This window comes from Candidimonas sp. SYP-B2681, from assembly GCF_003971065.1.
Lineage (GTDB): Bacteria > Pseudomonadota > Gammaproteobacteria > Burkholderiales > Burkholderiaceae_B > Pollutimonas.
The window spans coordinates 94,632-107,384 of the sequence record NZ_RYDV01000001.1; the positions used below are offsets into that span (position 1 = coordinate 94,632).

The 12,753-nt window shown below is 55.6% G+C and carries 12 protein-coding genes; all 12 read left to right on the plus strand.

Going from position 1 to position 12,753, the window contains the following annotated elements; translation table 11 throughout:
• Positions 1-358 precede the first annotated feature (358 nt).
• Positions 359-682: a flagellar transcriptional regulator FlhD gene (gene flhD, locus EKL30_RS00490; protein WP_126705248.1), complete on the plus strand. Its 324-nt coding sequence runs from the start codon at positions 359-361 to the stop codon at positions 680-682.
• A 25-nt stretch (positions 683-707) separates the two neighbouring features.
• A complete protein-coding gene (gene flhC / locus EKL30_RS00495; RefSeq protein WP_126705249.1) occupies positions 708-1,376 on the plus strand; it encodes a flagellar transcriptional regulator FlhC in 669 nt (222 codons plus the stop codon).
• A 167-nt stretch (positions 1,377-1,543) separates the two neighbouring features.
• On the plus strand, positions 1,544-2,416 hold the full coding sequence (motA, locus tag EKL30_RS00500) for a flagellar motor stator protein MotA (protein ID WP_126705250.1): 873 nt from the start codon (positions 1,544-1,546) through the stop codon (positions 2,414-2,416).
• An 11-nt stretch (positions 2,417-2,427) separates the two neighbouring features.
• Entirely contained in the window at positions 2,428-3,393 is a 966-nt protein-coding gene (gene motB, locus EKL30_RS00505; RefSeq protein ID WP_126705251.1) for a flagellar motor protein MotB, read from the plus strand.
• A 150-nt stretch (positions 3,394-3,543) separates the two neighbouring features.
• The gene (cheA, locus tag EKL30_RS00510) at positions 3,544-5,637 is read left to right on the plus strand and encodes a chemotaxis protein CheA (protein WP_126705252.1); all 2,094 of its coding nucleotides are present in this window, start codon (positions 3,544-3,546) and stop codon (positions 5,635-5,637) included.
• Positions 5,638-5,664: 27 nt separating this feature from the next.
• Complete coding sequence (locus EKL30_RS00515; RefSeq protein ID WP_126705253.1) at positions 5,665-6,165, plus strand: chemotaxis protein CheW; 501 nt, start codon at positions 5,665-5,667, stop codon at positions 6,163-6,165.
• A gap of 54 nt (positions 6,166-6,219) precedes the next feature.
• A complete protein-coding gene (locus EKL30_RS00520) occupies positions 6,220-7,968 on the plus strand; it encodes a methyl-accepting chemotaxis protein (RefSeq protein WP_126705254.1) in 1,749 nt (582 codons plus the stop codon).
• 4 nt (positions 7,969-7,972) lie between these two features.
• Positions 7,973-8,815: a CheR family methyltransferase gene (locus tag EKL30_RS00525; RefSeq protein WP_126705255.1), complete on the plus strand. Its 843-nt coding sequence runs from the start codon at positions 7,973-7,975 to the stop codon at positions 8,813-8,815.
• 40 nt (positions 8,816-8,855) lie between these two features.
• On the plus strand, positions 8,856-9,908 hold the full coding sequence (locus EKL30_RS00530) for a chemotaxis response regulator protein-glutamate methylesterase (RefSeq protein ID WP_126705256.1): 1,053 nt from the start codon (positions 8,856-8,858) through the stop codon (positions 9,906-9,908).
• 46 nt (positions 9,909-9,954) lie between these two features.
• Positions 9,955-10,344, plus strand: coding sequence for a chemotaxis response regulator CheY (cheY, locus tag EKL30_RS00535; RefSeq protein ID WP_126705257.1), 390 nt, complete (start codon positions 9,955-9,957; stop codon positions 10,342-10,344).
• Between the two features lie 10 nt (positions 10,345-10,354).
• Positions 10,355-10,999 carry a protein phosphatase CheZ gene (cheZ, locus tag EKL30_RS00540; RefSeq protein WP_126705258.1) on the plus strand — a complete coding sequence of 215 codons (645 nt, stop codon included), beginning with the start codon at positions 10,355-10,357 and terminating at the stop codon, positions 10,997-10,999.
• Positions 11,000-11,145: 146 nt separating this feature from the next.
• The gene (locus EKL30_RS00545) at positions 11,146-12,660 is read left to right on the plus strand and encodes a methyl-accepting chemotaxis protein (protein ID WP_126705259.1); all 1,515 of its coding nucleotides are present in this window, start codon (positions 11,146-11,148) and stop codon (positions 12,658-12,660) included.
• Positions 12,661-12,753 lie beyond the last annotated feature (93 nt).

Here is a 12,753-nt window from a genome sequence, read left to right on the forward strand (position 1 = left end):
ATTTGCGGCGCTTAGTTACAGCCGGCGGGCTTCTCGCTTCACCGGGCCATCATAAGTCAGCGCCGAAACACCATAATTAGATGACGGTTTGACGTGCATTTACGCCCTTTTTTGTCTTTATAATTTGTAACCCCTGATATACCTCGTGTAAATTAATGTGGATTTTTGATACTATCTCTTTACGGTTTATTCGTAAAAGACATAGTAAAAGCGAAGTTGCATTGTTTTGTGTAAGTTACAACACGGTAGCAACGGTAGTAACAGTAGCGACTTACATGGCTAACTTATGAATATTGCGTCGGAGCTCATTCGAGTTCTTTAGCTTGAAGTAAAAATGTATTCTATAAGGAAGGCCAGAATGCCTGTTACCGACAATTCATCACTGAACGACATCAAAGAAGTCAATTTGTCTTACTTGATGTTGGCTCAACGTTTGTTGCGCGAAAACTATGCCGCCGGCATGTTTCGTCTTGGTTTCGATTCCGATGTGGCCGATATCGTTCTTCGTCTATCGCCTGCGCAGCTGGTAAAGTTGGCTGGCTCCAGCTCTCTTATCTGTGGCTTTCGTCTTAATGACTATGACTTGCTCTCGTCACTGACACAAGATGTGTTGGGCGGTGTTCTGCAACAGGCACATTCGACCATATTGCTTGCGCAGCGCAACGTTGCGCAGACCGCTTAGCACTAAGATTCAAAGTATATACGTCATGGCAACGAAAAGTGTCGCAAAAGAAGCCGAGGAAATATTCCTGGCTTCCGAAATGATCACGCTGGGCGCGCGCCTGCAGGTGCTTCAAGCCGAAACCAGTCTAAGTTACGACCGTCTCGCCCGCCTTTACAGAGAGGTCAAGGGGTGTTCGCCGCCTAAAGGAATGTTGCCGTTTTCAGTCGACTGGTTCATGACGTGGTTGCCGAATATACACTCCAGTTTGTTCTACAGCGTTTATCACTATATGGATACGCACACGCCTGCCAAGAAATCGCGTGCCTTGGTGGAAGCGTACCGCCTGTACCTCGAGCAATCGTCAGCCGGGCGTGCCGACGAGCCCCTAGGCGAACCGGTGCTCAGCTTTACACGTGCCTGGATGCTCATCCGCTTCTTCGATAGCAATATGGTGCAGTTGTCTCATTGCGAGCGTTGCAAGGGCGGTTTTGTCGCTCATGCCCACGACCCGCACAAAGGCTTTATTTGCGCTATTTGCAGGCCGCCGCCGCGTGCCGGAAAGACTCGCGCGCATGCAGCGGCAAGCCGCAAATCGGCCTTGGCCAAAGGTTCCGCCGTCGCGCAGTCTGCTGCCAAACCAATCAAGCCCAAGCCGGCATCTGCGGCTCGCAGCCGGCCGGTCTCACCCGCGCCACTGGCCATACCCGGATAGGCACGCGCCGCATTCCAACTCCCCATACCGTTCCGCCGCCGCTGCATTTCGCGGCGGTTTTTTGTGCCAGAGCCGGGATTTAGGCTCAAAAACCCCCTCTGAAAGGCGCTTTTACCAGACCCAAAGAGGCGGATCATATGCAACATGTGTTTATCTAGGGCGTATCCGTGTTTATTCTGCTTGGATTTGTAATCGTTTTTGTTTCAGTCTTTGGTAGCTTTATTGCCATGGGTGGACATCTGGGCGCCTTGTATCAGCCGTTCGAGTTCGTTCTCATCGCCGGCACGGCGCTCGGTGCGTACATCGCTTCCAATAGCGGCAAGTCGGTAAAAATGCTGTTTTCAGCATTTCCCAAGATCCTGAAGAAAAATCCTTACAGCAAAGATTTGTACATGGAGCTCATGGCTTTGCTGTATGTCTTGCTGAATAAAGCGCGTCGCGACGGGCTTATGTCGGTTGAATCCGACATCGAAGAACCCCAAACCAGCCCGATTTTTACAGAATACCCGCGCATCCTGAACGACGAAAACCTGATGGAATTCATCACCGACTATTTACGTCTGATGATCAGCGGCAACATGAGCCCCTTCGAAATCGAAGCGCTTATGGATCAGGAAATCGAAGCGCATCATAACGAAAGCAATGTGCCCGCCATTGGTTTGCGAGCCGTAGCCGATGCGCTACCGGCATTCGGGATCGTGGCGGCCGTGTTGGGTGTGATCAAGGCTCTGGCGGCTGTGGATCAGCCGCCGGCGATTCTAGCCGACCTGATCTCCAAAGCCATGGTCGGAACGTTCCTGGGTATTTTTCTGGCTTACGGTTTTGTTGCGCCGTTGGCTGCCTGTATCGAACGTCGCTCGGTCGCGTCGGAGAAGGTGCTGGAATGCATCAAGGTTACGCTGCTGGCCAGCATGAACGGCTATCCGCCTCAGTTGGCGGTGGAGTTCGGACGCAAGGTGTTGTACTCGTACTTGCGCCCATCGTTCATGGAGCTCGAAGACCACGTACGTCAGACTCGTGCACCCGGTAAAAAGGCGTAACGGGCAGCGTTATGAATAAATCCGAACCCCGGATCGTCATCCGGCGCAAGCGTCGTCGCCAGGAAGCCCACCATGGCGGCAGCTGGAAAATAGCCTACGCCGACTTCATGACCGCCATGATGGCCTTTTTTCTGGTCATGTGGCTGCTGTCGCTGGTCCCCCAGCGTGACCTGCAAGCGATTGCTGAATACTTTCGCATGCCTTTAATGGAAGCCATTGCCGGCGGACCAAAGAACGACAGCGGTTCCACCGTTATACCGGGTGGCTCGCCCAGCATCATCCCCAACGTCAATCTAATCCCGTCGCGTGGTGACGTTCATACCGAGGGGGATCAGCGTGATGCGCAGCGGCTTGAAAACCTGAAAGCTGAACTGGAAAAGTTGATCGAGACCGACCCGGTGCTAAGCCAGTTCCGGCCGCAGCTGCTTCTGGATATGACGCCCGATGGTCTGCGCATACAGATCATCGACAAGTACAACCGTCCGATGTTCACCACCGGCAGCGCCCAAGTCCAGCCCTACATGCGGGCAATCCTGCGTGAACTGGGGCCCGTCTTTAACAAGATGCCCAATAACCTTAGTATGTCCGGGCACACCGATGCGGTCCAATATGCCACTGGCGAGCGCGAATACAGTAACTGGGAGCTTTCCGCCGATCGGGCAAATGCGGCACGTAAAGAGCTCGTCGCAGGCGGTATGGCCGAGACTAAGGTTAAGCGCATTCTCGGCCTGTCGTCGTCGGTAAGTCTTATTAAAGATAATCCCAATGCTGCCGTTAATCGCCGTATAAGCATCGTCGTATTGAATCAACGTGCGGAACGCCGCATCAACGAACAGAACGAGTCCGGCACGACCGCTTTTGATCTGAAAGACATTATGGAACCGGCGCCAGCGCTGCAACTCGTTGTGCCTGGCCTGCCGGTGTTGCCGTCTACTCCTGGCCTGCCGGTGTTGCCGTCTACTCCCGGCCTTCCATAGGCGGCCGGTGTTGCGCAGGCGGTGTCAGGGCGGACCGCGGCGGCAGGCACGGTGCCTTGCACCGGTCCGGTATCTCATTGAAATTAACAACGAATCAGGTCCAGGAGCAGAATTCCAGATGACACAGCGCTACAGTAAAAGGAAGCCATCATGAGTGCGGGCGTCGACCTGAGCCAGTTTTTTGAGACATTTTTCGACGAAGCCGATGAGCTGCTGGCCGATATGGAGCGCTTGCTGCTTGGACTGGACCTTAGCAATCCCGATGTGGATGAGCTTAATGCGATCTTCCGGGCTGCCCATTCGATCAAAGGCGGGGCCGGAACATTCGGCTGTTTCGGACATCTGGCCGACACGACCCATCTACTGGAAAACCTGCTCGATTTAATACGCAGGGGCGAGATGTCCTTGCGCAAAGACATGATTGATCTTTTCTTGGAAACCAAAGATGTGTTGACAGAGCAAGTGGCGGCTTATCGCAATTCACAAGAACCGAACGCTGCTGCTTACGAACGCATTTGTGCGCAGTTGCGCGCGCTGGCGATCGAGCAAAAGGGCGAACAGCCTGTTGCTGCACCGGCGCCAGTAGCAGCGCCGGCACCAACGCCTGCAGCAGCCCCGGTCGTTGCCCAGGCCGTGGTTCCGACCGAGGCCACGACCGACCTTCCTTTGCACGTGCGGATTAACAAGCTCGACAGCAAAGATGCGGTTGCCCTGGCCGAGGAAATGGCGTTGATGGGCGAAGTGCTGCATCAGGAAAGCACGGGCAACTCGCTGTCCATGTGGTTGAAAACCACCGCGTCAGTCAGCGACCTTGAAGCGGTATGTTGCTTTATCGTCAATGCCGACCAGGTCAATATTGTGGCACAGGCTTTGCCGGCAACGGCGTCGGGCCATGCCGCCCAAAACCCGGTTCCTGCGTCACCGCCGGCGGCGGTCGCGCCTGCAACAGCCGCGGCGCCCGTCGCGACCCCAACGCAACCCGAAAGCAATTCCGCGGCTGCTCCATCGACTCCTGCTGCGCCGGCCGCCAAGGTCGAGAATAAAGCGCCCGCATCGGGGGCCGCGTCCAATAACAGCACCATACGGGTCGGCGTTGAAAAGGTCGATCAAATTATCAACCTGGTCGGCGAGCTGGTCATCACGCAGGCCATGCTGGTGCAAACGGCTTCCACGCTGGATCCGGTGTTGCACGATCGTTTGTTGAACGGCATTGAACAGCTCGATCGCAATGCCCGCGATCTGCAAGAAGCCGTCATGTCCATACGCATGATGCCCATGGACTACGTCTTCAGTCGTTTCCCACGCGTGGTGCGTGAAAATGCAGCCAAGATGGGCAAGCAAATCAAGCTCACCACTCAGGGGCAGGCGACAGAACTCGACAAGAGCCTGATCGAACGTATTATCGATCCGCTGACTCACCTGGTCCGAAACAGTATCGATCACGGTATTGAAACCCCGGAAAAGCGTATAGAAGCTGGCAAAAGCCCCGAAGGCAATATGTTGCTGTCCGCGCAACATCACGGCGGACAGATCGTTATTGAAGTCTCTGACGATGGCGCTGGTTTGGACCGCGAACGTATCCTGAAAAAGGCGATAAGTCAGGGGATGGCGGTAAGCGAAAGCACGCCCGACGAAGAGGTTTGGCAGCTTATTTTCGCGCCGGGCTTTTCCACCGCTGAAAAGGTCACCGATATCTCCGGTCGTGGCGTAGGCATGGACGTCGTGCGACGCAATATCCAGGGCATGGGCGGCCATATTCAGCTGTCGTCGCGCGCAGGACGCGGCACCACGACCCGTATTGTGCTGCCACTGACACTGGCTATTCTCGATGGCATGTCGGTGCGTGTGGGCGAAGAAACGTTTATTTTGCCGCTCAGCCACGTCACCGAATCCATGCAACCCGCCCCGGATCAAATACGCGCCATTTCGGAAACCGAGCACGTGCTGCAGGTACGTGGCGAGTATTTGCCTATCGTCGCTCTGCACAATGTCTTTGCGGTCGATAACGCAGAAACCGACATCACGAAAGCGATTGCTGTGGTCCTGCAGGCACAAGATGTTCGGTTTGCCTTGATGGTCGATCATCTGATCGGTCAGCATCAGGTGGTCGTCAAAAACCTTGAGTCCAACTACCGCAAGATACCGGGCGTTTCGGCAGCCACAATTCTGGGCGATGGCAGCGTAGCGCTGATTGTCGATGTGTTTGCCCTGATGCGTTTCACACTCGACAAAGCAACGATATAACGCCTTTTTGAAGTTTCGGAGAAAACCATGTTTAACAAGTTCTCGTCAAATGCCGAACAGGTTGATACCACCGGCCAGGAATTCCTTGTCTTCACGTTAGCCGCACAGGAATACGGTATCGATATCCTGAAGGTCCAGGAAATTCGCGGCTACGACGCCCAAAGCGTGACCCGTATCGCGAACGTGCCTTCCTTTGTCAAGGGTGTGACAAACCTGCGCGGCATCATCGTTCCCATCGTCGACATGCGCATCAAGTTCAACCTCGATACCGTTGAATACAACCATCAGACTGTGGTGGTCATTCTTAACCTCCAGACTCGTGTGGTGGGCGTGGTGGTCGACGGCGTGTCCGATGTCCTGATGCTGCAGCCTTCGCAAATCAGTGCCGCACCGCAGTTCGGCACGGCGTTCTCCACCGAATACCTGACGGGCATTGGCACCCTGGGCGAACGCATGCTTATCCTGGTTGACATCGAAAAACTGATGACCAGTGAAGAAATGGCCCTGGTAGAAAGCGCGGCGGTGTAAACGCCCTTGGGCGTTGCGGTGTCCGGATGATTCGAAAATACGAGGCAATGCAGTATGCGTAAGATGTCGCTGTTCTCCAATATGAAGATTCGTACCAGCCTGATCATGGTCCTGGTCTTCTTCTTGATCATGCTCGTTGCTGGTGCCGCACTGGGCGTGTTGTCCCTGCGTGCCAGCAATCATTCGCTGCAGAATATTGTTCAGAATCAGCGCCTGGACGCCGGTCTGTACAGGGCGGTGGATGGCTACAAGGATGTTCAAACCATTTTGGGGCGCAGCGTTACCAGCTTTGTCATCGAAAATGAACAACACGCCAAAGTGGCTTCGAACGATTGGGGCCCAGCCCTGCCTGCCAAGACCCCGGTTGTGGGCGACGAAACCCGTAAGCTGGTTGATAGCGCCCGCGCCGAGTACGAAAAATCGCTAAAACTTTTCGCTGGACTTCAAGAGCATGTAAAAGGTATAGCCGACCCTGAAAATCATTACGCCCGTGTTGCGGAAGGCTATACGAAGCTGATGAATGGCGGGGTCAAGCCATTGTTCGATATGCTTCAGAACGGCAATATCAAGGAATTCCACACGTTTCTGGGCGGTACCACGCTGTCTCTGGAAAAGGACCTGTATAGCTCCATAAACAGTCTGCATTCATTTCAGCAACGCATTATCGACCAGGCCTATCAGAAAGAAGCCGGTCAATATGACTTGGTCGTTCGGCTGGTTTCTGTTGCCATGCTGTTATGCGTGCTAATCGCCTTCGTCACCTATGCTTTCCTAAGCCGCATGGTCTTGCGGCCGCTGCGCCAAGCCGGCGCGCATTTCGATCGCATTGCAGGCGGCGACCTAACTCAACGTGTCGACGTGCTTTCGCGCAATGAAATCGGTGTCCTATATGAAGCCATGCGGCGCATGCAAGACAGCCTGACGCGTACGGTTAGTGCCGTTCGGCATGGGGTTGACGAGATCAATCTGGGTTCGCGGGAAATTTTCATGGGGAACACCGACCTTAGCAGCCGCACGGAACAGCAGGCGGCGGCGCTACAGGAAACAGCGGCCAGTATGGAGCAATTGGCCAGCACCGTACGCCAGAACACGGACAACGCCGAACAGGCCGATAAACTGGCCAAGGGGGCGTCTGAAGTGGCGGTGCGTGGCGGCCAGGCCGTTTCGGTTGTCGTGGCCACCATGGACGAAATTTCCATCAGTTCGACTAAGATGGCCGAGATCGTCGGCGTGATCGACGGCATCGCTTTCCAGACCAATATCCTGGCGCTCAACGCCGCTGTCGAAGCGGCCCGCGTCGGCGAACAGGGCAGGGGTTTTGCTGTGGTGGCGGGCGAAGTGCGATCACTGGCGCAGCGCAGCGCGCAGGCCGCCAAAGAAATCAAAGAGCAAATCGAAGAATCACTGATCAAAGTGCAGGCAGGCGCACAACAGGCCAGCGAAGCGGGCGACATCATGCAGGAAGTGGTGGGATCGGTCCAGGGCGTCACCACCATCATGGGCGAAATCTCTTCCGCTTCGCACGAGCAGTCCGACGGCATCGAGCAGGTGAACCGCGCCGTGGCCGAAATGGACAGCGTGGTTCAGCAAAACGCCGCGCTGGTTGAGCAAGCTGCCGCCGCCGCTGGTTCATTGCAAGACCAGGCGACCCGCCTGACAGAAGCCGTTTCCGTTTTCAAAATCAATACCAACGAAGTTATCGATGTCGCGGCAGCCCAGCTGAAACATTCCAGGACACGGCTGAACTCCATTCTGGATCCGGCCAGTCCGACACAATCTCTTGGGGCGCTCGCGCGTACCTGACTGCATGGCCCAGCCTGAACCACAATCAATATTCACCATGCCCGTCCTTGCCGAGGTCGGGCAGCATGACTTTGAGCGCTCCGCACGCGTGTTGCGCGCTCGGGCGGGGATTGTAATCGGCAGTCATAAGCTGGAAATGGCAGCGCGCACGCTGGGATTGCGGGCGAAGGGCCTGGGGCTGACCACAGTAAAAGAGTACCTGGATCATCTGGAACATAACCCGCACTCGCCCGAGTGGGAGGCGTTCATCAACGCCTTTACGATCAATCACACGGCGTTTTTTCGCGAGCAGCATCATTTTGAAATTCTTGCCGAGTTCGCCAGAGCCCGGAAAAAACCTTTTTCGGTATGGTGTGCGGCGGCTTCTACCGGTGAAGAGCCCTACACCATTGCCATGACGCTGCGCGAGTCCTGTCTGCAGCCGGACATAGGTGTATCGATATACGCCACCGATATCGACACACGCGCCATCGAGCGCGCGAGCGAAGGCGTTTATTCCCTGGAGCGCGTGCAACCTGTGCCCGAGGAATATCTGAAAAAGTACTTTCAGCGCGGGACCGGCAAGCAGACCGGTATGGTTCGGGTGAAGAACGTCTTGCGCGACATGATCGAATTCGACACCTTGAACTTGCTCGCCCCAAGTTGGCCCACCGACCGCAAATTCGATGCCATCTTCTGTCGCAACACCATGATCTATTTCGACAAGCCAACCCAGACGCGACTCCTGGAACGCTTTGCCCCGACACTAAAGCCCGGAGGCCTGCTATTTGCAGGCCATTCCGAAAATTTTACTTATCTGACCAAAGCGTTTCGTTTGCAAGGTCAGACGGTGTATACGCCGACGTAGCGGCAACGTCAGCCTTCACCACTTTTTACTGAATTGTCTAATGAAGAAAATTCGTGTCCTGTGCGTTGATGATTCGGCATTAGTCCGCGGTCTGATGACCGAGATTATCAATGGCCAAGCCGATATGGAAGTCGTGGCATCCGCTCCGGACCCCCTTGTCGCGCGCGAACTGATCAAGCAGTACAACCCTGACGTGCTGACGCTCGATGTCGAAATGCCACGCATGGACGGCCTGGATTTCCTCGAACGCCTGATGCGTTTGCGGCCCATGCCTGTGGTGATGGTATCGTCGCTTACCGAACGCAATTCTGAAGTCACGTTGCGCGCGCTCGAACTCGGCGCGGTCGATTTCGTTACCAAGCCCAAGCTTGGATTGCGTGACGGGTTGCTTGAATACAGCGAGCTCATCGCCGACAAGATTCGTGCGGCTGCAACGTCCAGGCCGCGCCAGGCGGCGCGCGCTGGTGCGACGCCGGCGCGGCGCCTTACACATTTGTTTTCCACGACTGAAAAGCTGGTACTGATTGGTGCGTCGACCGGCGGCACCGAGGCCATACGTCAGGTGCTTGAACCGTTGCCGGCCAACAGTCCGGCCATTATGATTACGCAGCACATGCCAGCAGGGTTCACGCGCTCGTTTGTGCAGCGCCTGGATAATCTGTGCGCCGTAGAAGTGCACGAGGCCGAAGATGGTCAGCGTGTATTGCCTGGCCATGTGTATTTGGCGCCGGGCGGCGTAGCGCACATGAAGCTTGCCAGGTCGGGCGCCAACTACGTGGTCAAACTGGAATACAGCGACCCCGTGAATCGCCACCGTCCGTCGGTGGACGTATTGTTCCATTCGGCTGCACAGGTTGCCGGTAAAAATGCGGTGGGCGTCATTCTGACGGGAATGGGCAAAGACGGTGCGCAGGGCATGCTGGCCATGAAGCAGGCGGGTGCCATCACTTTTGCGCAAGATGAAGCAAGTTGTGTTGTGTTTGGCATGCCGCGCGAGGCGTTGCATATTGGTGCCGCCGATAGCGCGGTGCCGTTGTCAGAAATCAGCGAGCGCATTTTGTCCAGCGCTGGTTCCTATGGTCACCGGGTCTGAGTTTCCCCAAGAATTGCTAGTCGTTTATTATTTTGGAGCGTGTTAAGTGGTACAAAAAACCATGAAAATTCTGGTTGTTGATGATTTTCCGACCATGCGTCGCATCATCAAGAACCTGCTAAAAGACCTTGGGTTCGAGAACGTGGACGAAGCCGAAGATGGCGCCATGGGTCTCGAAAAACTGCGCAACGGCAATTTCGATTTTGTCGTGTCCGACTGGAATATGCCCAATATGGACGGCCTCGTCATGTTGCAGCATATTCGCGCCGATCCCGCACTGGCCAAGCTGCCGGTGTTGATGGTCACGGCCGAAGCCAAGAAAGAAAACATTATCGCCGCTGCGCAAGCCGGGGCAAATGGTTATGTCGTCAAGCCTTTCACTGCTGCAACGCTAGAAGAAAAGCTCAACAAGATCTTTGAAAAGCTTGGAATCTAAAGGAAGAGCAATGACTATCGCGGACACTTCTTTGGCACCTCAGACCGACGACCAACCTGTCGACTTAATACACCGTGTTGCATCGGTTACCCGTAAACTGCGCGAAAGCATGCGGGAACTGGGTTTGGATCAAGCTATCCAAGATGCTGCCCACGCCATTCCTGATGCTCGTGATCGTCTGCACTATGTGGCCCGCATGACCGAGCAGGCAGCGAACCGCGTGCTGAACGCCGCCGAACAGACCCAACCTTTGCAAGACAGTATGCTGCGCGAGGCCAAGGCCCTGGATGCTCGTTGGCAAAGTTGGTTCGATCATCCGGTAGAACTGGATCAGGCCCGGGGGCTTGTCGACGACACGCGTGCCTTGCTTAAGGTAATTCCGGAAAAAGCGCAGGCCTCGCAAAACAACTTGCTCGATATCATCATGGCGCAAGATTTTCAGGATCTGACCGGCCAGGTCATCATGAAAATGCTGGGCGTTGTCACAGCAATTGAAACGGAACTGGTTCAGGTCCTGATCGACAGCGTGCCGCAAGAGCGCCGCGAAGAAGCCTCATCGCTGCTGAACGGCCCCGAAGTCAGCCCGGCTGGCAAGGTGGATGTCGTGACCAGCCAGGACCAGGTGGACGACCTGCTCGATAGCCTGGGTTTCTGACCTACCCCTATTTTTTAATCAAATACGTATTCACACGCGCCAGCTTCGCAAGAAGCTGGTGTAATGCGGTTGCTGGAGGATGGTGTTGTCACGATGGGGCGCCCTTGATGGCGTCCTAATAAAAAAATATAAAGCGGGAGACAAGCATGAATCGAAAGTCCGGGCGCACGTTGGGCGTCTCGCGTTTACTTGGCCGGCTTAGCCGTGGGGAAGCGACGTTGTCAGATCGGGCCTGGACGTTCAGCCCGCTAGCCTGGCCTTTGGCGAAGTTTTTACGTATCTTGCGCGACCGGTTCGTGACCATGCGTGAGGCCAGTATCGATATTTCGTTGAACACGGCGCGGCTACATACCCAAACCCAGGCCTGTGGCGAGATGGCGGGCCAGCAGGCCGCCGAAGCCGAGGGCTTGGCCACACGCGGCGAGCAAATCGCGTCAATGTCTGGGCAAACGGCTGCCGCGGTCAACGACATTGCCGCGATGTTTCATCTGCAAATGCAGGTTGCACACGACACCTTGCAACAGCTTAATGCGCTTCACCAGCGGGTAACACGGGTCGCGTCGCAAATGGAAGTCTTCAGCGGCGTCGTTTTACAGCTTAGCGAGCGCGCCCGTTCTGTCGAGGACACTAGCCGGCTCATTAAAGACATTGCCCTGCAGACGCATTTGTTGGCCTTGAACGCCGGGGTGGAAGCGGCGCGTGCGGGGGATGCCGGCAAGGGCTTTGCGGTAGTGGCCAGTGAAGTGGGCAAGTTGGCCGAACGGGTCAATTCCGCCACCGGCGAAATCGTCAAACATACCAGCGAAATACTGGACCTGGTGGCCGACACGCGTGGCAAAACTGATCAGATTCATCTGGATATGGACTCTTCAGACCAGATGGTAAGCCAGTTCACCGTCAGCTTCGATCAATTCGTCAAAGAGTTCGAGCGCATGGATGGGCAGATGAACGAGGTTGTCAGCACCGTCGCGCAAGTGAATACGACCAACCAGGAAATGAACGGGGCGATTGCCCGTATTGCATCGCTGAGCTCGCAAGTGCAGAGCCGCATGGTCGTCATGAATGACCAGGTGCGTGCCGTACGATCTAAGTCCGAGCACTTGCAGGAAATGCTGGCCGCGCTGCGCACCGGCAATACGCCCTTCGATTCCCTCGTCAGCGTGCTGGAATCGCTAAGCCTGGCATGCAGCCAGCTGCTGCTGAACGCCGATCGGCAGGGCGTCGATATCTTCGACAACCAATATCGCCGTATTGCCAACAGCAATCCCCCGCGCTATCACACGGCGTACGATGCTGCGATCGACCAACAACTGACACAGATTCTGGATTACGTCCTGGATCAGTTGCCGGGCGGCTTCTATACCCTGCTGGTAGACAAGGGCGGCTATTGCCCCACCCACAACTCGCGCTATTCGCGGCCGCCCACCGGCGACCTCGACCACGATACGCGGCATGTGCGCAATAAGCGCATTTTTGATGACCACGTTTGCAAGGGTGCCATCGCTAACAAGTCGGGTGTCTTGTGTCAGACCTACACGCGAGACACCGGCGAGATCGTCACCGATCTGTCCATTCCCCTGGATATCGGTAACAGCCGCTGGGGCGCGGTACGCATAGGCGTCGACTACGCCCGTTTCGAAGAACGAATTAAGCGGGTTTAGGGGGCTTGCTCGGCCATTCGTTTAACGGTGGGTGTTCTAGAATCGTGTTTGATCGAATTTCTTCGTATTCACCCCCCCCGTTTTAGTAGCACT